The organism is Novosphingobium sp. (genome assembly GCF_037133355.1).
In the GTDB taxonomy this organism is placed as follows: Bacteria; Pseudomonadota; Alphaproteobacteria; order Sphingomonadales; family Sphingomonadaceae; genus Novosphingobium.
On the sequence record NZ_JBAXOI010000006.1, the window covers coordinates 84,656 to 109,333 of the forward strand.

Below are 24,678 nucleotides of genomic sequence, written 5' to 3' on the forward strand. Positions count from 1 at the left end.
GGCGCGGTCACCGGTTGGTGCCCGACGTCCCGGCGACGTGATGTAAGCCGGCCAGCGATGCTGGCCGGCGGTTCAAGGTAGGACGACGGATGGCACTCGCGCAGGGCAGCTGGCAGCAGCGCGTATTCACGCGGGAATTCATCACCGTGTGTGTGCTGATGGCGGTTGCGAACCTGTTCTACAACATGCTGCCGGTCTTTCTCAACGAAAGCGCGGTTCGGCTCAAGCTTAGCGAAGCGCAGGTCGGATATTTGGGATCGACTTATCTGGCAGGCCAGATGCTGTTCAACTTGGGCGGCTTGGCGTGGCTCAATCGCGTATCCTGGAAGCTCGTGCTGGGCATCGCGATTGCGGTCAAGGCGCTGGCGCTGATCTTCGTGATGCACGCCGGTTACGGCGTCAGCGCGGCCGCCTATTTCATCATCGGTGGGGCGTGCGGGGCGCTGTTCACGTGTCTGTTTTGCGCAATTGGACGGTCGCACGACCCCAAGCGGCTCTATGGTGCCGCGATCGTCGCGCATACCACGCTGTCCGGACTGATGGTCTATGCAACGACCGTGGAAATAATGCCGCGGTTTGGCGCGGCCGGGCTCTATTGGGCGGTGGCCGCGCTGTTGCTCCTTGCTTATCCCGCCGTCGTAGCTTTCCATACCCCGCCGGCCGGGACGGTCGCCGACATGCCCCTCGCGAGCGCGCCGCGCCGAAGGCTGCGGCTCGCGCCGATGATCGGATTGCTGGGCGTATTGGTCTATTTCATCGGTCAAACCGGATTCTGGGCATTCCTGTCGCGCATTGGCGCGTCAAATGGTGTGTCGGACATCGCGGTCGGGCAAGTGATCGCCATTGTCCTCGTCGCCAGCGGGTTCGCCGCACTGTTGCCAAGCCTGATCGGGGACCGATTGGGCGTTGCCTTGCCACTGATCGTCGGTAGCGCCGCGTTCGTGGCCTCGATGTGGCTCCTGGCGCATGGCCATTCGATCACCGCGTTCGGTCTTGCGCTGATGGTGCAATCCTCGGCGTGGAATTTCGTCGTTCCTTATCAAATGGAGGCGATCGCCAAGGTCGATGTCGACGGAGCCTACTCGTCGCAGCTTCCCGCGGCGCAAGCGGTCGGCGGCACGCTCGGGCCGGCGCTAGGCGGCATCTTGATCGTGGGTGCCAATTTCAGCCTGATGTACGCCATGGCTGCGGTCACCGCGATCGTCAGCATGGTCCTCATCCTGTGGGTGTACCGCTCGCATCGCGCCTTTGCGGCAGGCACGGTACAAACCGCATGATGGGCTGAGTGTCAGGCGTCAGAGTCAGCTCAGCCGAGTGTCATATTCAAGGATCGCGTTGAGCAGCACCTGTGCACCTGCGGCGCAATCCTCCAGCGTCGCGGCCTCGCTCTCGTTGTGGGAAATCCCTTTTTCACACGGCACGAAGATCATCGTCGTCGGCACCAGGGCGGCGATATAGGCGGCATCGTGGCCTGCTCCGGAAATCATGTCGCGCGTTGCCAGCCCGGCTTTCTCCGCCCCCGCCTTGACGCATGCGATCATGATCGGGTCGAACGCGACAGCCGGCGACTCCCAGATCCGCCGCTGTGCCACCTCCAGGCTGTTTGCCTGTGCCGCCGCCGCCAGTCGCGCCAGGAATGCCGCTTCCATCTTGTCGAGCATCGCCTCATCGGGGTGGCGCAGGTCGACGGTGAAGAACACCTCGCCGGGCACGACGTTGCGGCTATTGGGGCGATTTTCGACCAGCCCGACGCTGGCCACGCCGGGGGCATGCTGCCGGCCGATATCCTGCAACGCCGTCACCACCGCGGCCATGCCGCATAAAGCATCGCGCCGCAAATTCATCGGCGTCGCGCCAGTATGCGCATCCTGGCCGTACAGCGTGACCTCGTGCCAGCGAATGCCCTGCACGCCCAGGACGGCGCCGATCGTCATTTGCTCTGCTTCGAGGATCGGGCCTTGCTCGATATGAAGCTCGAACATCGCCTGGAAGCGATCGGCGCGGATGGGCTCATCGCCTGCATAACCGATCAGATCGAGCGCCTGCCCCAGCGTGACGCCCTCGCGATCAGGCGTGGCAAGCGCATCGTCGAGTGCGAAAGCGCCAGCATAAACGCCCGAACATTGCATAGCCGGCGGAAAGCGCGAGCCTTCCTCGTTGGTCCAGTTGACCACCATCAACGGCGCATTGGTCTGGTAGCCGGTTTCGGCAAGCGTGCGGATCACCTCGAGCCCGGCGAGCACGCCCAAAATTCCGTCATATTTGCCGCCGGTCGGCTGCGTATCGAGATGAGATCCAGTGGCGATCGGCGGCAAAGCAGGGTTGCGCCCAGGAAATGTCGCGAACATGTTACCGCATCGGTCGATCGCGACGCTGCAGCCGATCGCTTCACATTCTGCGCGAAACCAATCCCGCACCAGCTTGTCCTCGCCGGTACAGGCAAGCCTGCGCACCCCGCCCTTGGGTGTACCGCCGAACCGAGCGGTGTCCTGTATGCTGTCCCACAGCCGGCGGGGGTCGATCGAAAGATTGGTCTGCGTCGCCATTGCCACGTCCTTCTGCCTAATCAACATCGATACGACGACTGCTCCTGTCAATCAATTTCGACATTTATCCCGTCTATCGAAAATTGTTGCACCGGGCTGCCCAAAGTGGGATTGAGGGGATGTGCTTGACAGTCCTATTCCCCGGAGCGCACACCGTTTCGATAATATCGAGAATATCGAAACCATAGGAGATTTGGATGGCTGCTTCTGTCGACACAGGCCTGAGCGAAACCAGAAACGGTCAGGTCTATCAGTTGATCCGGACCGACATTCTCGCCGGCAATTTGGCGCCGGGGCAAGCGCTGCAATTCGCACAGTTGCGCACCGGCTATGGCGTGAGCATGGGCGTGATCCGCGAGGCGCTGATGCGCTTGTCGGCCGAGCGGCTGGTGGTCAGCGAGGAACAGCGTGGCTTTCGCGTCATGCAAATCTCCGCCGAGGATCTGATCGATTTGACTGAAAGCCGCTGCGTGATCGAGGGGCTAGTGCTGCGCGATGCCGTCACGAACGGTTCGCTGGAGTGGGAATCGGGAATCGTAGCTGCGCTTCATCGGCTCGAGCGGACGCAAAAGGTCGATCCTGCCAGTGCTGCGGTGGTGACCGATGAGTGGAGCAGAGCTCATCACGCCTTTCACATGGCACTGCTCAGCGGCGCCTCGACCCAGCGGTTGAAGCATTTCGCCGATCTGCTGCGCGACTCCGCCGAAGTGTACCGGCGCTGGTCCATGCCGATGGAAGAGCCGGTCCGCGAGGTCAGCAACGAGCATCAGCGGCTGGCGGATTTGGCGCTGGCACGCGATGCTGATGGCGCCGTGGCTGAACTCCGCCAGCACCTCGGACTGACCCGCGACCTCGTACTCAAATTCTTCGAGCGCAAGGAGAAAGCGCATGTCCTCCTCTGAGATCAGCCTGCCTGCGGAATGGGAGCCGCACGAGCGCACGCTGATCGGCTTTCCCTGCCGGCCGTCAAGCTGGGGCACGATGTACGACGCCGGCCGGCGCGAATTCGCTGCCGTGGCGAACGCCATCGCTGCGTTTGAGCCCGTTACGCTGATCTGCGCGACCGCTGAAGACGAGGCTGCAGCCCGCGCGCTTGTGTCGCAGGCGGTGGAAACGATCGTCATTCCGATGGACGGCGCGTGGGTGCGTGACAACGGCCCGACCTACGTGTTTGCAGACGGGCGGCGTACAGCGGTGAGCTTCCGCTTCAATGGCTGGGCGGAACGCCACGCACACCGTGACCGCGATGCTGCACTGGGCAAATCTGTCGCCGAAGCCTTGGGCGATCCCGTGCGCCAGATCGATCTCGTGCTCGAGGGCGGTGGCATCGCATGGGATGATAGCGGCACGGTGGTGACGACAGAGACGGTGCTGATGCATCCGCTGCGCAATTGGCACCTCTCACTCGAGCAGGCGACCCAACGGCTGCGCGAGGCGCTTGGCGCCCGTCAGGTAATCGTCCTGCCGCAAGGTCTACAGTTCGATCTCGACCGTGTCTGGGGGACCGACGGCCATATCGATCTGTTTTTCGATTTCGTCGGTCCGAACAAGGCCCTGATGTTCAAGGTCGAGCCGGGGCATGAGGATTACGAGCATCTCGAAATATCGCGCGGCTTGTTGCGCGGCGCTGGCATCGAAGTGTTCGACTTTCCCTATATTTCGGGTTTCTCCAGCGAGGTTCGCTTCGCCGAAGCGCCGTATCTCAATTTCTATATCTGTAACGGCGCAGTGATCGTCCCGGTCTGCGAGGCCGATCCCGATCTCGACAAGACTGCGCTGGAACTGATTGGTCGTCATCTGCCTGGCCGGCAGGTCGTGCCCATTCCGTTTCGTGCCGGGTTCGTCCAGGGCGGGGCAATCCACTGTCTGACCCAGCAAGTCCCTGCACATCGATGAGTCTGGCGCGGTCACCGGCTCCGACGGATCGCTATTCGGTTGCCGCGTTGCTCCGCGAGGCGCTGCGCGGCCATACCGGCTGGCGCCCGGCCTGGCGCGCGCCCGAACCGCGCAAGCGCTACGATGCGATCATTGTCGGCGGCGGCGGGCACGGTCTCGCCACCGCTTATTATCTGGCGAAGACGCATGGCATCAACAACGTCGCGGTGCTCGAGCGCGGGTGGATCGGCGGCGGCAATGTCGGCCGCAACACGACGGTGGTGCGATCCAACTATCTGCTCCCCGCCAATATCGCGTTTTATGAATATAGCCTCAAATTGTGGGAAGGGCTCGAGCGCGAACTCAACTACAATGTAATGGTCAGCCAGCGCGGGATCGTGAACTTGTTTCATGACGACGGGCAGCGCGATGCCGCAATACGCCGCGGCAATGCCCTGCGCGCCCGCGACATCGATTCCGAATTGTGGAATGCGGCGCAGTTGCGCCGCAGGATTCCGATCCTCAATTTCGATGCGGCGCGCTTTCCTATTCTCGGCGCGCTGGTGCAGCCGCGCGCCGGAACGGTGCGCCACGATGCCGTCGCCTGGGGCTATGCCCGCGCCGCCGACCGTCTCGGCGTCGACATCATCCAGGAATGCGATGTCACCGCGATCCGCCGATCAAATGCAGGTGACGTAACGGGGGTCGATACATCTCGCGGCGCCATCGATGCGCCGGTCATCGCTTTGTCCTGTGCCGGTAACAGCTCGCGCGTCGCTGCGCTGGCCGGGTTGCGGCTGCCGATCGAAACGCATGTGCTGCAGGCTTTCGTTACCGAAGGGATCAAGCCATTTCTCGATACCGTGGTCAGCTTCGGTGCCGGGCATTTTTACATCAGCCAGTCCGACAAGGGCGGGCTGGTATTCGGCGGCGATCTCGATGGGTATAACAGCTATGCGCAACGCGGCGGCATGCCGATCGTCGAGCGCGTCGCCGAATGCGCAATGGCGTTGATGCCCGCGGCCGGTCGCCTGCGCATCTTGCGCGCCTGGGGGGGGCGGATGGACATGTCGATGGACGGTTCGCCGATCATCGACAAAACGCCGGTGCCGGGGCTGCTGCTCAACGCCGGCTGGTGCTATGGCGGTTTCAAGGCGACACCGGCGGCAGGAGTTTGCCTGGCGCACCTGATTGCCACCGGCGGATCGCATCCGCTCGCCGCCGCCTATCGGCTCGATCGCTTTGCGACCGGCCGTCTGCTCGATGAAGAGGCCACCGGCCCCCTTCCGGGAGCGCATTGAGATGCGGATCGACTGCCCGATCTGCGGCCCGCGTATGCTGGAAGAGTTCTTCCTTTACGGCGATGCGACCCGGCGCCGGCCGGACGCCGATGCGCCGATCGAGACCTGGGTCGACTATGTCTACCTGCGCGACAATCCCGCCGGTGCGCATACCGAATACTGGTTCCATGGCGTTGGCTGCCGAACCTGGCTGAAGATCGAGCGCGATACCGTCACCCACGCGATCCATTCCGTATCGCCAGCGGAAGGCACGGCGCGATGAACGCTTTCCGATTGCCTAACGGAGGCCGGATCGACCGAACAGTGCCGCTGCGTTTCCGGTTCGACGGCCGTCACTATCAAGGGTTCCAGGGCGACACGCTAGCGTCCGCCCTGCTCGCAAATGGTGTGCGGCTGGTCGGCCGATCATTCAAATATCATCGACCGCGCGGTTTCCTGACGGCGGACGATAGCGAGCCCAACGGGCTGGCCGAAATCGGCATCGGTGCGCGGCGCGAACCCAATATCAAGATGCCTGAATGCGAACTGGCCGACGGGCTGATCGCTTCCAGCCAGAACCGACTCGGTTCGCTGCGCCACGATTTGCTGGCCTTTAATGGACTGGCCGCGCCGATCCTGGGGGCGGGCTTTTATTACAAGACCTTCATGTGGCCCTCGTCCTTCTGGGAGCGACTGTACGAGCCGGTGATCCGGCGCGCTGCTGGCCTGGGGCGCGCAGCCACCGCGCCCGATCCGGATGTGTACGAAAAGGCGACGCTGCACTGCGATGCCCTGATCATCGGCTGCGGCCCTGCCGGCCTTGCCGCCGCGATTGACGCCGTCGCGGCGGGGGCACGGGTGCTGGCGTGCGAGCGCGATTTCGAGACGGGTGGATCGTGGTTGAGCCATCCGGATCGTGCCGCCGAACTCGCCGATCTGCAGCACCGCGCTGTCGCGCTGGTCGATGCTGGTTCATTAACGATCCTGACACGCACGCATGTTCTCGGCGCGCATGACGGCGGCATATACTCGGCGGTCGAAAAGATCGTCTCCGACGGGCAAGGGCCATCGCCCCGGCAACGGCTGTTGCGCATCGTTGCCGGGCGCGCGATCCTGGCGACGGGCGCCCGCGAGCAGCCGCTCGTCTTTCGCAACAATGATCGGCCCGGGATCATGCTGGCAGGGGCAGTACGTACCTACATCGATCGCTTCGCGGTGCGGCCCGGCACTCGCGCGGCGATCTACACCGACCAGCCGGATATCGCGCTGACCGTCGAAGCGCTGAAACGCGGCGGTATCGATCTTGCCTGCATCGTCGATGCGCGCGACGCGGCGGACCCACCCGTGGGCGCGGACGGCGTCATGGTGGTTCGCGGCTGCATTGCCGATACGCGCGGCGGCGAACAGCTCAAATCAGTGACGGTGCGCGGCGCCGACGGAACCAGCCGGCGGCTCGATTGCGACCTGTTGATCATGGCGGGGCGATCGCTGCCCGAACGAAGCCTCTATCGCGCCGGACCGGGCGGCACGGCCATGGTCGCGGTCGGGGGCGCGGCGCAAAGTGACGGGGCGGCGCCGGACTGGCCGATCGATACGATCGATGCCAAGGCGTTCGTCGATTTCCAGAACGACGTCACCGCGGCCGACATCCGCGCCGCGGCAAACGAGGGGTTTTCGCACCCCGAACATCTGAAGCGTTACACTACGCTGGGCATGGCGACCGATCAGGGGCGTACCTCCAGCGCCAACGGGCTTGCCCTGCTGTCGAAGCGAGCCGGCCGGTCGCAGGGCACGCTTCAGCCAACCCAGGCGCGCTGGCCGGCAGTGCCCGTCGCGATCGGCGCGCTGGCAGGGCATCACCGCGAGGCTGCGTTCAGGCCGTTGCGCCGGACCCCGACCGACCAATGGGCTGAACAGCGCGGTGCCGCGTTCACCAATACCGGGCTATGGCGCCGCGCCAGTTATTTTCCACGTGGTAGCGAGACTGGCTGGCTCGAATCCGCAGTTCGTGAGGCACGGGCGGTGCGCGAGGGCGTCGGGTTTTGCGACGTGTCGACACTCGGCAAATATGAGCTTTTCGGGCCCGATGCCGGGACGCTGCTGGATCGCGTCTATGCCAATATGTTCAGCAGCTTGGCGGTGGGCAAGGCGCGTTATGGCATCATGCTGCGTGAGGACGGCATCGCGTATGACGACGGCACCACCGCGCGCCTTGCCGAGCATCATTATGTGATGACGACCAGCTCCGCCATGGCCGAGTCGGTCGGGCGCAATCTTGAATATTGCCGCCAGATATTATGGCCCGAGCTTGATGTGGTGATCGTACCGGTGACTGAACAATGGGCGCAGGTCGCAATTGCCGGGCCGCAGTCCCGCGCACTTCTGCAACAGATCGTCGATGATCCGTCGTCGACCGCCGGCGATGTCTTCCCGCACATGTCGGCGCGTAATCTCACCGTCCTGGGCGGGACCGAGGCGCGCCTGTTCCGCCTGTCGTTCAGCGGCGAGATGGCGTTCGAACTCGCGGTGCCGGGGCAGCAGGGCAATCGCCTCGCGGCCGAGCTCGAGGCGCTCGGCGGGACACCCTATGGACTTGAGGCGCTCAACATCCTTCGGCTTGAAAAGGGCCATGTAACCGGTGCCGAGATCGACGGGCGCAACACCGCTTTCGACCTCGGGCTCGGCAAGATGCTGTCCAAGAAAAAGGATTTCATCGGCCGGCGAATGGCGGAGCGCCCGGCCCTGAACGAGTCGGCACGGCCGCGGCTGGTAGGGTTGCGCTCGCTCCGCCCCGATGTGCCGATGACGGCGGGCGCGCAGCTCGTTGTCGCGGACGATGTTGGCCGCCCGCAGGGATGGGTCAGTTCGATTGCTTATTCGCCCGCCGTGGCCGACTGGATCGGTATCGGGCTGCTGGAGCATGGACCCGAGCGTCACGGCGAGGAACTCGTCGCGTGGAACGGTTTGCAAGGCGAGAAAGTAGCCGTCGTGGTCGTCGATCCGATATTCTACGATCCCGCCGGCGAGCGCGCGCGTGGTTGATCCTGCAAATAGGGTCCGGATCGAACCCCTGGCCTTGCAAGGCTATGCGATTACTGCCCGTCCCAAGGAGCGAGCGCTGGATTTGCGTAAGGTGCTCGAGTTCAGACTGCCGCCGCCTTGTGCATTGATCTCGCATGATGTCGTGACCGTTATGGGGGTGGCGCCCAGCCGCTGGTTCATCTTGGGAACGACGCTGCCCGAACGCAGCGCTTTGCAGGAGGCGTGTGGCGACCGGGCACTGGTGAGCGCGATCGAATCGGTATGGCAATATTACGCTTTACGTGGTGCCGCAGCCCCCGAGGTGCTGGCATCGCTGGTCGCGATCGACCTTGCACCCGATGCCTTTGGCAGCACTGCCTGCGCGATCACCGCGGCAGGGCCGTACGATCTGTTGGTGTGGCGGCTGAGGGGCGAGGAAGCCGGGTTCGGGATCGGCGTTGCCCGCAGCCTTTCGCGCGACTTTCATGTCTGGCTCGAGGAAGCGGTTCATTTCCGATCTGATCGCGGAGGGCGCCGTGGCGGACGGTGAAACCCTCGCCGCAATCGCGCTCGATCGTCGCGCCCGCATTGCGATAGCCGCGCGCGACGGCAAGGCGGCCGCTGCGGCGACAGCCGAACTCACCACCCGCCATCCTGATTTTGCACCCGGCTGGTTGACCGCCAGCACCTTTCTGCTGACATCCGGCCGCGCGGCACAGGCGCTGGATGCAATCGACGCCGGGCTGGCAATCGCCCCGGGCAATCCCGCGCTGCGCCTGCACCAGGCCCGGGTGTTGCATGCTTTAGGTCAGATCGCCGAAGCGCGACATGTCTTGTTTGACGTCCGGCCGTCCTGCGCGCCTTACCCCTTGTTGCAGCATGAGCTCGGCAATATCCTGATCCTGGTTGACGAACATGCCTGTGCGCTCGATGTGATGCTGGATGCCGGGGCCGCCTTGGATGGTGATCCGCGCTACCTGTTCAATTTAGCGGTGCTCCGGCGCTTTCTCGGCGATCTTGAGGAAGCCGAAGCGTTGCTCGATCGGGTTATTGTGCTGCGCCCCGGCGATTGGGAGGCAATCGGCCTGCGGTCCCAGCTTCGCCGCCAGACGCTCGCACGCAATCATGTGCCCGACCTGCGTCGACGTCTCGCCGAGCCGCTACGCGATGTGACCGCCGAAGTGCAGCTTCGCTACGCGCTTGCCAAGGAATTGGAGGATTTGGGCGCGTGGGAAGAAAGCTTTGCCGAACTCAGCCGCGGCGCGAAACTGCGGCGTGGGCAATTCGATTATGTCGTCAGCCGCGACATCGACAGGATCGGCCAGATCATCGCAACGTTTGACGCGCAATGGCTTGAACGACGAATGATGCCGGCCCCTCCCTGCGGCGCGAGGCCGGTGTTCGTGATGGGATTGCCGCGATCGGGAACGACGTTGGTCGAGCGTATCATCTCGAGCCATTCGCAGGTCGTCTCGCTTGGCGAACTGAACGATTTTCCCGTCGCCGTCGAACGGTTGCGCCAGACCGCCGATGCGGCAACGATGGGCTTTGTCGCGGCGGCTGCCAAAGCCGATCTTGCCTCAATCGCAGCATTCTATCGCGATCGAACCCGGCCGCTGGCGGGACGCGCGACGGCGTTCGTCGACAAGCTGCCGCTCAACTATCTATACGCCGGCCTGATCGCCGCTACCCTACCGGAAGCCCATCTCGTCCTGCTGCGACGTGAACCCAGCGCTGCAGGGTACGCGATGTTCAAAACATTGTTCAATCAAGGGTACCCCTTCTCTTACGATCTGCACGAACTTGGCTGCTATGTCGCGGCATTCGAGGCATTGTCGGACCATTGGGAGCGGGTGTTGGGCGATCGCCTAGCCGTCGTGCGTTACGAGCGGCTGGTGACCCAACCCGAGGCCGAGACGCGCCGTCTGATCGCGCATTGCGCGCTCGATTGGGATGCAGCCTGCTTGCGCCCTCACGAAAACGCTGCTGCCTCATCGACCCACAGCGCTGCCCAAGTGCGCGAGCCGATCCATGACCGTTCAGTTGAGTTATGGCAAAATTATCAGTTATTTTTAACACCTTTTTTTAACGGTCTGTTATATGGTTCGACAAAAGATACGTTCGAATGACCTTGCGAAATCTCCGCGCAACAGCGCAGCACCGGTTTATTGGTGCAAGCGCTGCCGTCCCACCCTTCGCTTGCGTTAATTGAAGCCCCCGGTGCTTTGTGTCACTGGGGGTTCGAAAATGGCCTGTCGGCTTTTCCTCAGATTGCCACGTCCGGTTTCACGTAATCGCTGGCGACATCGGGCAGCGGAAAGGCTCGAACGGGTGGAAAGCAGCACGACCGCTTTGGAGCGGAAGCGGAACGGCGGCTTGCCACATGATGGGCCTCGTCGGACGTTTACGACCGTATAAACAAATTGTTGAGGCTGATCTGCCCCCTTCTGAGTGGTCCAAAATATCTGTTATTTTGGATCATGAAGGAGACTGGGAATGCCGTTCAAGAAGCACAGGCCGGAAGAGATCATCGGCAAGCTGCGTGAGGCGGAGATCGTGCTGGCGCAGGGTGCCTCGACCGCTGAGGCGTGTCGCCGGATCGCTGTCAGCGAGCAGACCTATTACCGGTGGCGCAAGGAGTATGGAGGACTGAAGACCGACCAGGCGCGGCGGATGAAGGATCTGGAGAAGGAGAACCTCCGGCTCAGGCGCGCGGTCTCGGATCTGACGCTCGACAAGCTGATCCTGCAGGAGGCAGCACGGGGAAACTTCTGAGCCCCGCGCGACGGCGTCGGTGTATCGATCATGTACGGCAGGTGCTGCCGGTGTCCGAGCGGCGGATATGCCGCGTGCTCGGACAACATCGATCGACGCAGCGCAAGGTGCCGCGTGGGGCGGACGACGAACAGGCGTTGACCGAGGACATCATCGCCTTGGCCAAGCAATATGGTCGCTATGGCTATCGCCGGGTGACGGCACTGCTGCGTTCGGCGGGATGGGCGGTGAACCGCAAGCGCATGGAGCGCATCTGGCGGCGTGAGGGTCTGAAAGTACCGCAAAAGCAGCCCAAGCGCGGTCGGCTCTGGCTGAACGATGGGTCATGTATCCGGCTGCGTCCGGAGTATCCGGGCCATGTCTGGGCCTACGACTTTGTAGAAGGTCGCACCCATGATGGTCGCAAGTTCCGCATCCTGACGATCATCGACGAGGCCAGCCGGGAATGCCTAGCGTTGATCGTCGCGCGTCAGCTCAAACACGAGGATGTGCTGGCAGCTCTTGCCGATCTGTTCATCGCGCGCGGTCCGCCGGCGAATATCAGGTCTGACAATGGCAGCGAATTTATCGCGACGGCGGTCCAGAAATGGCTCGCTCAGATCGGCGTCACGACCCTCTATATTGCGCCGGGGTCGCCATGGGAGAACGGCTATAACGAGAGCTTCAACGGGTCGCTGCGCGACGAACTCCTCAATGGCGAAATCTTCTATAGCCTCGCCGAGGCCCGGGTGCTGATCGAAGCGTGGCGGCGTCATTACAATACGGTCCGCCCGCACAGCAGCCTGGGCTACCGCCCACCGGCCCCGGAGGCCGTCCCATCGCCAGTGCCGCCCTCCGGTTCCGCTTCGCTCCACCTCCGGGCGACACTGGCGATGGAGGTGACAATGCACTAACAATCAACACGGACCACTCAGCGGGGGCCGGTCAGCTACCAGCTGCTTTGCCCAAAACATGCGCATCTCGTTCCGGAGCGGAGGAACGACAAAGGTCTCGCGATGAGTCACTCAGAGCGACTTGATAATCATAACGGGGGGCAGTTACCGGCGCTACCGTCTTCGGGCCTCAACGACCGCTTTTTTTACGACATCTGCCGAATCGAACGTCGCCTTTGGAGCGCGCACCCTACGACAGCCAACGTCTGCAAAGGCCCGATTGTGTTGAAAAACTCGCCGCTGAGATCGAGGCTAGTGCCAGCTTAGGCACGGTCTGGAGGGCTCGTCCCCGGTTATGCGGGTGCTGGGGCGGCGGGCATCGGGATCAGCTTAGCCATCTTGCGGAGGTTTTGAGCGGTGGCGGCTAGGAGGAATTCGTCTCTTGCGCCGTTTGGACCTCGCAGGCGCAGGCGGTCCAGCCTCAGGATGCGCTTGAGGTGCGCGAACAGCATCTCTACCTTTTTTCGCTCGCGGCGGGATGTGACATAGGCGTCGGTTCTGGACAGATCCCTTGCCAAGTCACGTGCGCCTTCGTGGAGAGATCGGGCCACTTTGCGGCTGGGCTGACCGGGGCAACATTGCGGCTTGAGGACGCAGGCGTCGCAGTCATGTTTACTGGCGCGGTAACGGATGAAGCCGTCCTTATCGACGCCGGGCCGTGGGATCGCATAGTCCCTGCGGTGCTGGACGAGGTTTTTGCCGCCAGGACATACGTAGAGATCATTGTGATGGTCGTAGCGGAACTCGGTGCGTTGGAAACTTCCAGTCCGGCGACCCACGTGATCGAAGATGGGAATGTGCGGTTCGATACCTCGCTCATGGACGAGCCAGGCAATATTGGCGGCATCGCCATAGCCGGTATCGGCGGCCAGACGCTGCGGCCAGATGCCAAAGCGCTCCTGCGTCCTGTCGATCATAATTCGCTGCGCTGTCACCTCAGCTGGGCGGATGGCCGTGGTGGCTTCGACATCAACAATCACGGCGTTTGCCAAATCGATGAGATAATTGGTGCTGTAAGCGAAGAAGGCTTGCCCGCCATGTGCGCTTGTCCAGCGCGCTGCAGGATCGGCAGGCGACAGAGATTTGGGCGTGACGGGCGATGCTGCGCCGAACGCTGCTGCATCAAGTACCTCCAGGTACTCCCGGGCAGCATGGTTGACGATGTCCGGGGGCAAGCCTTCCTCGCCGGGCACACCTCGCTGGCGGTTCGCGTCGGCTTTGATCAGACTGGCGTCGACGGCAAAGCCCTCGCCACCGACCAATCCCTCCTCGATACAGCGAGTGACGGTCATCTCGAACAGGTCCCGCAGCAGGTCACTATCCCGGAAGCGGCCGTGGCGGTTCTTGGAGAAGGTCGAATGATCCGGCACCGCTCCGTCAAGACCGAGGCGACAGAACCAGCGATAGGCCAGGTTAAGGTGCACTTCCTCGCAGAGGCGCCGCTCTGACCGGATGCCCAGGCAATAGCCAATGAGCAGCATCCGGATCATGAGCTCGGGATCGATTGAAGGGCGGCCCGTCCCGCTGTAAAATGGTCGGAGGTTCTCCCGGATGCCGTTCAAGTCCACAAATCGGTCAACTGCCCGCAACAAGTGGTTTTGCGGCACATGGTCCTCCAGGCTGAAGCTGTAAAACAGCGCCTCCTGCATGACCGTCCGATTGCCCATCATCAGCCTGTCTCCCAACGACAGATCCAGTGAATCAGGACTGCGCAGTTACTGCAAGGCCGAGTTTTTCAACACAATCGCCCAACATCGGTCATTCGCCATTACCCGTTGGCAACGATGAACAAATAGCTGGTCTTGGGATTGGTAACTTGGCAGCGAGCCAGCCGACCTTAGGCTCGAGCCGATATCGGACCATCAACCCAATGCGATTCCCATACACGTCCGGCCGACAGATCTGAATTATGAGCTCTGCGCTGAGCTACCTAGAAAGCTACCTAGACGAAAACCATGGCCGATGATGCCTTGCTCACTGAGCTCTAGGTCATTGAACAAAAAGGATATTTTGGTGGACGCACTAGGGCTCGAACCTAGGACCCGCTGATTAAGAGGGTTTGCGTCCGTATGCGTCCAGGTTTGTCCGTTTTGGTCCGGTCCGGTCCGGTCCAGTCCAGGGTAGGGCAGGGCAGGGCAGGGGAGCAATCGTCGATTGTCAGCTCCCGTGGTAAGAGTCTGGAGACTACCGTCGTATCTGAAGCTGCCACTCCGCCTTCGTCAAAAAAGGTCGCCGTTCACGGCTTGAATCGTGCCCATCAAGACCTGCCATACATTCAGGTGCTGAACGTGGAACGCGGACGGAAAAATTTGGCCGATGCCGGAAGTTTAGGGTATTGCGAACGGCGGAGCGCTGTTGCGAAGGCGGACACTCGGCTGTCGCTAGTCGGCAGTCTTTTGAATGATGACTACAGTCCGACTCTACGGGCGATTTGCTGACCACTTGTTTTAAAGTGAATCTCGACCAGCAGCGCGCCAGATACCTCCCATGGCGGCCAGATAAATGGTAACGGGCAACCAGATCAGCCCAGTGCCGATCACCAGGAACAGCGAAGATATGTCCACCGGCACGCCCCACAACAGCGCGCCGGCGATCCCGAGGAACCAGAAAACAAGGCCGCCGACCAACCCCTGAAGAACAGCGAAGATCACGCTCCCCTTGATTTTCGCGGGGACGACAGCGACGAATCGGGGGGCGAGGACGCTGCGCTGCGCGGCAGGAAGCGGCAGGTGACGCTCTATCGTCGCAATCAGCGCCTCTCCGTCTGACCGGCCCCCACTGAGTGGCCCGTGTTGATTGTTAGTGCATTGTCGCCGCCGTTGCCATTGCCGCCTGGAGGTGGAGCGAAGCGGAACCGGAAGGTGGCAATGGCGGAGAAGCCGTTTCCGGGGCCGGCGGTCGGTAGCCTAGGCTGCTGTGGGGGCGGATCGTGTTGTAATGCCGCCGCCAGGCTTCGATCAGTACCTTTGCTTCGGCGAGACTGTAGAAGATCTCGCCATTGAGCAGCTCGTCGCGAAGCGAGCCGTTGAAGCTCTCGTTGTAGCCGTTCTCCCATGGCGACGCCGGGGTGATGTAGAGCGTCGTGACGCCGATCCGTCCGAGCCATTTCTGGACCGCCGTCGCGATAAATTCGCTGCCATTATCGGACCTGATATTGGCCGGTGGCCCGCGAGCGATGAACAAGTCGGCCAGGGCCGCCAGCACATCTTCGTGTTTGAGCTGCCGCGCCACGATCAGGGCGAGGCATTCGCGGCTGGCCTCATCGATAATCGTCAGGATGCGGAACTTGCGGCCATCATGGGTACGCCCCTCGACGAAGTCGTATGCCCAGACGTGTCCCGGATACTCGGGCCGCAACCGGATGCATGAGCCATCGTTCAGCCACAGCCGGCCCCGCTTGGGCTGTTTTTGCGGCACCTTCAGGCCCTCGCGTCGCCAGATACGCTCGACCCGCTTGCGGTTGACCGTCCAGCCCGCGTCGCGCAGCAAAGCCGTCACCCGGCGATAGCCATAGCGACCATATTGCCGCGCCAGGGCAATGATATCATCGGTGAGAGCTGCCTCGTCATCTGCCCCGCGCGGCACCTTGCGCTGCGTCGATCGATGCTGGCCGAGCACCCGGCAGACCCGTCGTTCGGATACCGCCAGGGTGCTACGAACATGATCGATGCAGCGCCGTCGGCGCGCGGGGCTTAGAAGTTTCCCCGCGCCGCCTCCTGCAGGATCAGCTTGTCGAGCGTCAGGTCAGAAATCGCCCGCCGAAGCCGCAGGTTCTCCTTCTCCAGATCCTTCATCCGCCGCGCCTGGTCGGTCTTCAGACCACCATATTCCTTGCGCCAGCGATAATAGGTCTGCTCGGTAACGGCGATCCGCCGACACGCATCCGCGGTCGTCCCGCCCTGCGCCAGCACGATCTCCGCCTCACGCAGCTTGCCGATGATCTCTTCCGGCTTGTGCCTCTTGCCCATTTCCAAACTCCTTCATGATCCAAAATAACAGAGATTTTGGACCACTCAGAAGGGGGCAGATCAGCAGGTAGATCATGAAACCGACGCCGATCAGCGCCAGGGGCAAGGTGATGAACATGGTGTCGCGTCCTTCGCATGGATGATCGGACGCGCCTCCACCTGCCACCACAGCGCGGGATCGATCATAGCAAAAATGAGCGCCGGAGGAAATCCGGCGCCGACCAAATCAATGAAGTTGGTGGAGGCGATTACGCGCTCCACGGATCGTATTCCCGGACGATCCTCTCGACGTCGCCGTCATAGTCGTCGCTGGTCATCACCTTATATCCCTGGTCGGTGGCGATCAGGATGATGATTACCTTGAGGGTGCAGGCGAGGTTCCAGGCGTAGCGCTGGGCGGCATCGAGAGACATGATTGGCTCCTGTCGTTCGAGGAGCGGGGGCCATCCCCGCTCGACAGGCGCCGACGCATCCGGCCAGCGGCCGCGGTCACCGCGACAGAGCGCAGCGACAAGCGGCCGCATGCTTGCATAGCGGACCCCTTGCGGGTTGATCGTGGAAGGCCGCAGGCCGGAAAGGACTAGCGCCTCAAAGAGCGGGGATGGTCGCCGCAATATGGCGGGTGTTCCCATTGGTCCTTGCCGCTCACCGTCGAACGATCCTCACCTTGAAACGGATAGTATGGCAATAACGCGATTTAGGATCCCAAGGTGACTTGGTTGAAAAACGGCCGGTTTGCTTAGGCGCGCGCAGGTGGCGCACGCCGAGGCTTTGCAGCGGTTCGCCATGGCGGCTCCGTGCCTCACCGCTGGCTCCATTTGCCTGCAGCGGCTTTGCGCTTTAGGTCAACCTACTTTGTTCAATGCCGCCCTCAACGTCTCGACGATGCGGCCGATCTGGTCGAGCTCGATGATTAGCGGCGGCGACAGTGCGATGATGTCGCTCGTTGTGCGCACCAGCAGACCTGAGCGGAAGCAATCGACGAACACATCGTACGCGCGCGTACCCGGTGCCCCGCCGCGCGGCGCGAGCTCGACCCCGGCGACCAGACCAATCGTGCGAACGTCGATCACATGCGGCGCGCCCCGCAAGCCGAGCAGCTGGTCGCGCCAAGCCGCGGCAAGCCCGGCCCCGCGTGTCAGCAACGCTTCCTGTCGATAGATATCGAGTGTCGCCAGACCGGCGGCGCAGGCTACGGGGTGGCCCGAATAGGTATATCCGTGGAATAGTTCGATGGCATTTTCCGGCCCCGCGACGATCCCGTCATGGACGGCTCGGCTGCACAGCACCGCGCCCATCGGGATGGTGCCGTTGGTGAGGCCCTTGGCAGTGGTGATCAGGTCCGCCTTCACCCCGAAATAATCGACCGCGAACGGCGTACCGAGCCGTCCGAACCCGGTGATGACTTCATCGAAGATCAACAAGATGCCGTGTCGGGTCGCGATCTCTCGCAATCGCTCGAGATAGCCGCTTGGCGGCAGCAGCACGCCGGTCGAGCCGGCGACGGGTTCGACGATCACCGCCGCGATCGTCTCGGCACCGTGCAGCTGGACGAGACGTTCGAGATCGTCGGCCAGTTCGGCGCCATGTTCCGGCACATCGGCGCTGAACGCATTGCGCGCGAGATCATGGGTATGGCGCAGGTGATCGACACCGGGCAGGCTGGTGAATACGCGCCGGTTGTTGACGATGCCACCGACCGAAACCCCGCCGAACCCGACACCATGATAGCCGCGTTCGCGTCCGATGAAGCGCGTGCGCGTGCCCTGTCCGATCGCGCGCTGATAGGCGAGCGCGATCTTCAGCGCGGTGTCGACCGATTCCGAGCCCGATCCGGTGAAGAAAATCCGGTCCATCTCCGCGGGGGCGATTTCGGCCAGCCGGGCCGCAAAGTCGAACGCGATGGGATGCCCCATCTGAAAAGCCGGGGCGAAATCCATCGTGCGGATCTGGCGGGACACCGCATCGGCAATCTCTTCGCGGCCATGCCCGGCATTCACGCACCACAAGCCGGCCGTCCCGTCGAGGATCTCGCGATCATCCGCCGAGCGGTAGAACATGCCACGCGCTTCAGTAAGCAGCCGCGGCTGCGCTTTGAACTGGCGATTGGCCGTGAAGGGCATCCACCAGGCGTCGAAATCGGGCGTGTTCATGGAAACCTCATTGCTATGTCGGATTTCAGGTGGGAACCATCACGGCCCGGTCAGGCGAATACGACCGTACGATTGCCGTTGAGCATGACGCGCCGCTCCAAATGCCAAGTCACCGCTCGCGCGAGGACCGCGCATTCGATGTCCCGCCCGGTATTGACCAGCGCCTCGGGGCCAAGCGCGTGCGACACGCGCTCTACCCCCTGTTCGATGATCGGGCCCTCGTCGAGATCCGTGGTCACATAATGGGCGGTCGCGCCGATGATTTTCACACCCCGGCCATGGGCCTGATGATAGGGCCTGGCACCCTTGAAGCTGGGCAAAAAAGAATGATGGATATTGATGCATTTGCCCAGCAGTGCCTCGCACATCTGGGGAGAAAGGATCTGCATGTAGCGCGCCAGGATGACGACATCGGCGCGGCATTCCTCGACAACCTCAATAAAGCGCGTCTGCTGTGCCGTCTTGTCGGCCGGATCGACCGGCAGGTGGATATAGGGCAGGCCGCACCATTCGGTGAAGGATCGCATATCGTCATGATTGGAAATGACGGCGACAATATCGACCTTGAGCAGACCGGTGCGCCATCGGTGAAGAAGGTCGAAGAGACAATGACCGAATTTCGACACCGCAATCACCACCCTTGGCCGACTGCCGATGTCATGCAGCGACCATTCCATGCCGTATTGCGCTGCGATGGGAGTGAAGCTCGCTTCGAGATGATCGATGGAAGGGGCTGCCGCACCCGGTCGAAAGGCGACGCGCATGAAGAATTGACCCGAGCCTGCATCATTGAACTGATGTGACTCACTGATCGAACAGTCCTGCGCGGCAAGATATCCCGCGACCGCAGCGACGACCCCCTTCACATCGGGGCATTGCACCATCAGCACCAATGACCCCGGCGCGGGACCATTTTGGAGGTAGGACAAAGCCTGTGTCTCGCGGTTTGTCGCTTTAGCCACCCGGCGCTCCTCATGTTTGCGGTAACCGGCACGTCGCCAAACCGCAGTTTCGCACAATATGTCGAAATTTACTTGACATGTCGAATATAAAAACAGAGGATGTTCAAAGAAAGGGGGGGTAAATGCCGCTCACGCCGACCAAAAAAATCTGGATGAACGGTGAAATGGTCGATTGGGCCAACGCGACCGTCCATATTGCCACGCATACCTTGCATTATGGCACCGGCACGTTCGAGGGCATCCGCGTCTATGAAACCGCACAGGGCCCCGGTTTTTTCCGCCTGACCGATCACATCAAACGGCTGTATCGCTCGGGCCATATTCTGGGCATGCCAATGACCTATTCGGTCGCCGAGATCGTGCGGGCTTGCCGCGACGTGGTCGCGGCATCGGGGCTGTCGAGCTGCTATGTCCGGCCGCTGGCCTATTATGGTTATGGCGAACTCGGTCTCGATACCGTCAATTGCGAGGTGGATATCGCGGTGATGTGCTGGCCGTGGGCTTCGGTACGCGGGGACAGCACCAACAAGCGCGGCCTGCGGATGAAGGTTTCGTCGTGGCGGCGCCATGACCATAATATCATGCCGCCCGAGGCCAAGACGATCGGCAATTACGTCAATTCCTCGCTCGGCAAGGCCGAAGCGCGTAAGGCCGGCTATGACGACTGCATCATGCTCAACCCGCAAGGGCTGGTCGCGGAGTGCACGGCGGAAAATATCTTTGTCGTGCGCGACGGCGTGATCTTCACTCCGCCGGTATCGGCCGGGGCGTTGGAAGGGCTGACGCACAACACCATCCGAACGATGGCCGAGGATCTCGGTCTGGATGTCCGCGTTGCCAATCTCTCACGGGCCGATCTCTATATCGCCGATGAGATTTTCGTGTGCGGAACCGCATCCGAAGTCGCCTCGGTGGCGTCGGTCGATGACCGCGAGGTCGGTTTTCCGGGGCCGATCGGAAGCCGCTTGCAGGAAATCTTTGCTGAGACGGTTCACGGCCGGATCGACCAATATCGGCATTGGGTCGAGGCGCTGTGAGCGCGATAATGAAGCTGAGCGACGCGCAGCACGAGGCGCTTGCCGATCGTCTGTTTGCCGCGGTGAAAGCGGGCGTCGGGATCGATCCGCCCAGCGAAACGACCGATTATGGCTTCGAGGACGCTTACAGGGTTCGCCGGAAGCTGGTCGATCGGCTGATTGCCGACGGGGGAAAGCCGCGCGGCCACAAGATCGGCTTCACCTCGACGGCGATGCAGGAAATGTACGGCATGACCGGCCCCGATTTCGGAATCCTGCTCGACACCATGTTCCTCCCCGCAAACAAGCCGGTGATGGTGACCGGCAAGGCCAACACGCGGGCTGAGCCGGAGCTTGCCTTCGAGCTGGCCCGCCCGCTCAAGGGCCCGGGCGTGACGGTCGAGCAGGCGATTGCAGCATGCTCGAAAGTCTATGCCGCGATCGAGGTGATCGACAGCCGCGTCGGCGCGATGCGCGCCAAGGCGACCGACTCACTCGCTGACAATGCCGGGGCGGGCTATGTGGTGCTGGGCGACATTGCGCTCGATCCTGGGACAATCGATTACGCCGCGATCGAGATCACGCAGAGCGTCGACGGCGAGCATGGCGCGGCACCGGCGGCCGATGTGATGGGGCATCCCGCCGCGCCGCTCGCATGGCTGGCAAACAAGCTGCCCGAGCTCAGTGGCCTGGGCGGAGAACTTGCGGCCGGCGACATCGTCATTACCGGCTCGCCGGTCCGCTCGGTTGCCGTGCAAAAGGGCTCTCGCCTTACCGCGACTTTTGGCGTGCTCGGCACAATCAATCTGGAGTTTGTCTGATGGCGCGGCTGGTTTCGTTCGAATTTGCCGGCGCATGGCATCCGGGCCTGCTGATTGGGGACCAAGTGGTCGATACCCAGGCACTGCTGGCCTCGCGAGGCCTCGACGTCGACGCATCGAGCAACCGACGGCTGATCGGCGCGCTCGGCGCGAAAATCGGCACCCTCGGACAAGTCAGCGCGTCGGAGCTGAGCCAAATGCAGGCGTCCGGCAATGTCCATGCACTGGGGTCGCTCCGCCTCGGGCCGCCGATCCCCGACCCGGAGAAAATCGTCTGCATCGGGCTGAACTATCATGATCACGCCGAGGAGGTCGGTGCTACACCGCCGCCCGCCCCGATCTTCTTTGCCAAATACGCCAATTCGCTTGGCGGGGCCGCCGATGACATCGTGCCGCCGCGCGACACCAACGAAGTCGATTACGAGGCCGAATTGGCGATCGTGATCGGTACCGCGGGCCGCTACATCGATCGCGCCGATGCGCTGTCGCACGTCGCCGGTGCGATGGTGTTCAACGATGTGTCGGCCCGCGACCTGCAGCTTGCCAACCAGTTATGGACCGGCGGCAAGGCAATCGACACCTTCGCGCCGTGCGGTCCGGCGGTCGTGACGATGGATGAAATCGACGATATCCAGAATCTGCGCGTCCAGACCCGCGTCGACGGCGAAGTTCTGCAAAATGGTAACACTGCGTCGATGATCTTCGGCGTGGCGGACATCATCGCCTTTCTGTCCCGGATCATGACGTTGAAGCCCGGCGACATCATCGCCACCGGTACGCCGGCGGGCGTCGCTAAGGCGCACACCCCGCCGCGCTGGTTGCGCGCCGGCCATGTTGTCGAAGTCGAGATCGAACGCCTCGGCATGATCCGCAATACCGTGCAAGAGGCCTATTGATGAAGACGACCGCCGACGTGGTGATCATCGGCGGTGGCGTCACCGGGTGCAGCATCGCCTATCATCTCGCCCGGGCGGGCATCAAGGACGTGGTTCTGCTCGAGCGCACCCAGCTGACTGCGGGTTCGACCTGGCACGCGGCGGGCGGCACGGGTGCCTTTGGCGGCAGCGCCAACGCCACGTTCCTGCACAAATATAGTTTCGAGATGTATCCCAAGCTGGAAGCCGAAACGGGGCAATCCTGCGGCTTCCATCATGTCGGCGAAATCTCCATCGGTCGCACCGACGAGCGGGTCGAGGAAATGAAGCTCCACCATGTGCTGGCCAAGCGCAACGGTGTCGAAACGCATTGGCTGACGGCCGAACAATTGCTCGAAAAGGCGCCGGTGATGGACCCGGCGACGGTCAAGGCAGCCTTGTTCGAGCCCTCCTATGGCCATGTCGATCCCTCAGGCGTGACTTACGCTTTTGCCGCCGGCGCGCGTGCCGCTGGTGCGCAGATCGTGCTGCAGACGCCGGTCCTGGAGACCAATCAACGGCCCGATCTGAGCTGGGACGTGGTCACCCCGCAAGGCACGATCCATGCCCAGAGGATCGTCAACGCGGCGGGTTTGTGGGCGCGCGAAGTGGCGCAGCTGGCGGGCGTCTATCTGCCGCTGATGCCGGTCGAGCATCATTATCTGGTCACCGAAAGCATTCCCGAGATCGAGGCGCTCGGCTTCGAACTGCCGCTGATTACGGATGCCGATGCCGAATATTATATGCGGCAGGAAATGAAGGGTCTGCTGCTGGGGGTGTATGAAAGCCCCTGCACGCACTGGGCCGAGCGATCGACGCCGCTCGATTTCGGCCACGAATTGTTGCCCAACGCCGTCGAGCGCATCGAGAGCAACCTGATGCAGGCGGTCGAGAGCGTGCCTTGCCTGGGCCGGGCGGGGATCAAGCGCGTCATTAATGGGCCGATGATCTTCTCGCCCGATCTGGCGCCGCTAATCGGGCCCTATCCCGGCAAGGCCAATTACTGGACCGCCTGCGGTGTGATGAGCGGCTTTTCGCAATCGGCGGCGATCGGCATGGTGCTGGCGGCATGGATGACCGAGCGCGAGCCGCCGATGGACGTCTTCATGTGGGATGTCGCGCGCTACGGTCGCTGGGCCGGCAAGGACTATGTCAGGGCGCGCACCGGCGACATGTACGCCACGCGCTTCAAGACCGTTTACCCTTATGAGGCGCGCGAGGCCGGCCGTCCGGTCAGGACGACCAACGCCTATGAGACTCTGCAGGCAAAGGGTGCCGTTTCCGGTGCCAGCGACGGCCTCGAATTCCCTTTGTGGTACGCCCCCAAGGACGTGGAGGCGCGTGATTCGCTGACGTATCGGCGGCCCAATTGGTTTGCGCCGGTGGGCGCGGAGTGCCGCGGTACGGCAGCCGGTGTTGGGCTGATCGACATTTCAACCTACGGCAAGCACCGCGTGGCCGGTTCGGGCGCGCTCGGCTGGCTCGAGCGGATGATGGCCAATCGCATGCCCGCGAAGGACGGCCAGATCGCGCTCACGCCGATGCTCAGCCCCAGAGGGCGGCTGCTCGGAGAATTCTCCGTCGCTCGGCTTGCGGCTGACGAGTTCATCCTAACCGGATCGGGCTCGGCTGATCGCTTCCACCACCGTTATTGGCAGGATTATCTCCCTGCGTCGGGGGTCGAGGTGCACAGTCTCACCGCCTCGCATACCGGCTTCTCGATCTCGGGCCCCAATGCGCGCGCGCTGCTTGGCCGGCTGACCGATGAGGACGTCTCGGCGGAAACGCTGCCTTATGCGAAGGTGCGCCGCATCGCGATTGGCCCGACCGCCGAGGCGATTCTGATGCGTCTCGCCTATACCGGCGAGCTCGGGTTCGAAATCCTGCTGCCCGGCACAGGCCACCGCCCGTTGCTCGACGCGTTGCTTGCCGCCGGGGCGGATCTTGGGCTCACGCTGGCCGGGGTTCGTGCGCTCGACGCGATGCGGATCGAGAAGGGTTACGGCGCATGGTGGCTGGAATATTCGCCTGATTATGATCCAGTCGAGGCGGGCATGTCCCGGTTGTTGAAGTTTGACAAAGGCGAATTCGTCGGACGAGCGGCCGCGCTGGCTGCGCGCGATACCGCGCCGCGCCGCCACTATACGATGTTCGATATCGACACCGACAATGCCGAGCCCTGGGGCGGCGAGCCGGTGGTGAGCGGCGATGCCGTGGTCGGCTTCATTACATCGGCTGCCTTCGGGCACCGTGTCGGCCACTGCGTGGCGCTTGGCTATCTCGATGCCGACGCCGGCACCGAAGACGATTTGCAGGTGGAAATACTGGGCGACAACCGTCCGGCCAGAGTGCGCAAAGCACCGGCCTATGATCCGGCGGGGCTCAAGATGAGATCATGAGTTCGACAAAGGGGAG

The 24,678-nt window shown here is 62.6% G+C and carries 21 protein-coding genes and 1 tRNA gene; 13 read left to right on the top strand and 9 right to left on the bottom strand.

The genetic code is table 11. The features are described 5' to 3' along the window. The first annotated feature begins 89 nt into the window (after positions 1-89). The gene (locus WCL10_RS08085) at positions 90-1,277 is read left to right on the top strand and encodes a hypothetical protein (RefSeq protein ID WP_336895137.1); all 1,188 of its coding nucleotides are present in this window, start codon (positions 90-92) and stop codon (positions 1,275-1,277) included. A 24-nt stretch (positions 1,278-1,301) separates the two neighbouring features. On the opposite strand, the gene WCL10_RS08090 is transcribed toward WCL10_RS08085, so the two are convergent. Beyond that, positions 1,302-2,546, bottom strand: a complete 1,245-nt coding sequence (locus WCL10_RS08090; protein ID WP_336895138.1) for a M20 family metallo-hydrolase — start codon at positions 2,544-2,546, stop codon at positions 1,302-1,304. A gap of 197 nt (positions 2,547-2,743) precedes the next feature. Here WCL10_RS08090 and WCL10_RS08095 point away from each other — a divergent pair, with 197 nt between their 5' ends. The 8 genes from WCL10_RS08095 to WCL10_RS08130 all read left to right on the top strand — a co-directional run bounded on the left by WCL10_RS08095 (position 2,744) and on the right by WCL10_RS08130 (position 12,390). Continuing rightward, a complete protein-coding gene (locus WCL10_RS08095) occupies positions 2,744-3,448 on the top strand; it encodes a GntR family transcriptional regulator (RefSeq protein ID WP_336895139.1) in 705 nt (234 codons plus the stop codon). Next, positions 3,435-4,442 carry an agmatine deiminase family protein gene (locus WCL10_RS08100; protein WP_336895140.1) on the top strand — a complete coding sequence of 336 codons (1,008 nt, stop codon included), beginning with the start codon at positions 3,435-3,437 and terminating at the stop codon, positions 4,440-4,442. Before WCL10_RS08095 ends, WCL10_RS08100 begins: the two co-directional genes overlap by 14 nt. Then, positions 4,439-5,722 carry a sarcosine oxidase subunit beta family protein gene (locus WCL10_RS08105; RefSeq protein ID WP_336895141.1) on the top strand — a complete coding sequence of 428 codons (1,284 nt, stop codon included), beginning with the start codon at positions 4,439-4,441 and terminating at the stop codon, positions 5,720-5,722. Before WCL10_RS08100 ends, WCL10_RS08105 begins: the two co-directional genes overlap by 4 nt. Before the next feature lies 1 nt (position 5,723). Next, a complete protein-coding gene (locus WCL10_RS08110) occupies positions 5,724-5,984 on the top strand; it encodes a sarcosine oxidase subunit delta (RefSeq protein WP_336895142.1) in 261 nt (86 codons plus the stop codon). Beyond that, positions 5,981-8,743, top strand: coding sequence for a 2Fe-2S iron-sulfur cluster-binding protein (locus WCL10_RS08115; protein ID WP_336895143.1), 2,763 nt, complete (start codon positions 5,981-5,983; stop codon positions 8,741-8,743). The genes WCL10_RS08110 and WCL10_RS08115 overlap by 4 nt, the downstream gene beginning before the upstream one ends. Continuing rightward, entirely contained in the window at positions 8,736-9,272 is a 537-nt protein-coding gene (locus WCL10_RS08120; protein ID WP_336895144.1) for a hypothetical protein, read from the top strand. Before WCL10_RS08115 ends, WCL10_RS08120 begins: the two co-directional genes overlap by 8 nt. Beyond that, positions 9,259-10,851: a sulfotransferase gene (locus tag WCL10_RS08125; protein WP_336895145.1), complete on the top strand. Its 1,593-nt coding sequence runs from the start codon at positions 9,259-9,261 to the stop codon at positions 10,849-10,851. Before WCL10_RS08120 ends, WCL10_RS08125 begins: the two co-directional genes overlap by 14 nt. Before the next feature lie 367 nt (positions 10,852-11,218). Then, positions 11,219-12,390, top strand: a protein-coding gene (locus WCL10_RS08130) for an IS3 family transposase (RefSeq protein ID WP_336895146.1) whose coding sequence is annotated in 2 segments (ribosomal slippage) — positions 11,219-11,483 and positions 11,483-12,390 — 1,173 coding nt in all. Because the reading frame shifts where the segments join, the coding sequence is not laid out codon by codon here. A 332-nt stretch (positions 12,391-12,722) separates the two neighbouring features. Here the strand turns inward: WCL10_RS08130 and WCL10_RS08135 are convergent. The 8 genes from WCL10_RS08135 to purU all read right to left on the bottom strand — a co-directional run bounded on the left by WCL10_RS08135 (position 12,723) and on the right by purU (position 19,434). After that, positions 12,723-14,099 (bottom strand): IS1182 family transposase, encoded by a 1,377-nt coding sequence (locus WCL10_RS08135; protein ID WP_336895147.1) that lies wholly within the window; start codon positions 14,097-14,099, stop codon positions 12,723-12,725. Positions 14,100-14,440: 341 nt separating this feature from the next. Next, positions 14,441-14,506, bottom strand: a tRNA-OTHER gene (locus WCL10_RS08140). 370 nt (positions 14,507-14,876) lie between these two features. Continuing rightward, positions 14,877-15,080, bottom strand: a complete 204-nt coding sequence (locus WCL10_RS08145; RefSeq protein ID WP_336895128.1) for a hypothetical protein — start codon at positions 15,078-15,080, stop codon at positions 14,877-14,879. 148 nt (positions 15,081-15,228) lie between these two features. After that, positions 15,229-16,397 (bottom strand): IS3 family transposase gene (locus WCL10_RS08150; RefSeq protein WP_336895239.1). Its coding sequence is split into 2 segments (ribosomal slippage): positions 15,229-16,136 and positions 16,136-16,397, totalling 1,170 coding nucleotides; the frame shifts between segments, so codons are not numbered across the junction. After that, a complete protein-coding gene (locus WCL10_RS08155) occupies positions 16,351-16,515 on the bottom strand; it encodes a hypothetical protein (protein ID WP_336895129.1) in 165 nt (54 codons plus the stop codon). The genes WCL10_RS08150 and WCL10_RS08155 overlap by 47 nt, the downstream gene beginning before the upstream one ends. Positions 16,516-16,645: 130 nt before the next feature. Next, a complete protein-coding gene (locus WCL10_RS08160) occupies positions 16,646-16,810 on the bottom strand; it encodes a hypothetical protein (protein ID WP_336895130.1) in 165 nt (54 codons plus the stop codon). A 432-nt stretch (positions 16,811-17,242) separates the two neighbouring features. Continuing rightward, the gene (locus tag WCL10_RS08165; RefSeq protein WP_336895131.1) at positions 17,243-18,550 is read right to left on the bottom strand and encodes an aspartate aminotransferase family protein; all 1,308 of its coding nucleotides are present in this window, start codon (positions 18,548-18,550) and stop codon (positions 17,243-17,245) included. A 50-nt stretch (positions 18,551-18,600) separates the two neighbouring features. Then, positions 18,601-19,434: a formyltetrahydrofolate deformylase gene (gene purU, locus WCL10_RS08170; RefSeq protein WP_336895240.1), complete on the bottom strand. Its 834-nt coding sequence runs from the start codon at positions 19,432-19,434 to the stop codon at positions 18,601-18,603. A 200-nt stretch (positions 19,435-19,634) separates the two neighbouring features. On the opposite strand from purU, the gene WCL10_RS08175 reads away from it, so the two are divergent. The 4 genes from WCL10_RS08175 to WCL10_RS08190 are packed head-to-tail and all read left to right on the top strand — an operon-like array spanning position 19,635 to position 24,662. Beyond that, on the top strand, positions 19,635-20,549 hold the full coding sequence (locus WCL10_RS08175; RefSeq protein WP_336895132.1) for a branched-chain amino acid transaminase: 915 nt from the start codon (positions 19,635-19,637) through the stop codon (positions 20,547-20,549). 8 nt (positions 20,550-20,557) lie between these two features. After that, a complete protein-coding gene (locus tag WCL10_RS08180; protein WP_336895133.1) occupies positions 20,558-21,349 on the top strand; it encodes a fumarylacetoacetate hydrolase family protein in 792 nt (263 codons plus the stop codon). Beyond that, a complete protein-coding gene (locus tag WCL10_RS08185) occupies positions 21,349-22,245 on the top strand; it encodes a fumarylacetoacetate hydrolase family protein (protein ID WP_336895134.1) in 897 nt (298 codons plus the stop codon). Before WCL10_RS08180 ends, WCL10_RS08185 begins: the two co-directional genes overlap by 1 nt. Next, complete coding sequence (locus tag WCL10_RS08190; protein WP_336895135.1) at positions 22,245-24,662, top strand: FAD-dependent oxidoreductase; 2,418 nt, start codon at positions 22,245-22,247, stop codon at positions 24,660-24,662. The genes WCL10_RS08185 and WCL10_RS08190 overlap by 1 nt, the downstream gene beginning before the upstream one ends. The last annotated feature ends 16 nt before the right edge of the window (positions 24,663-24,678 follow it).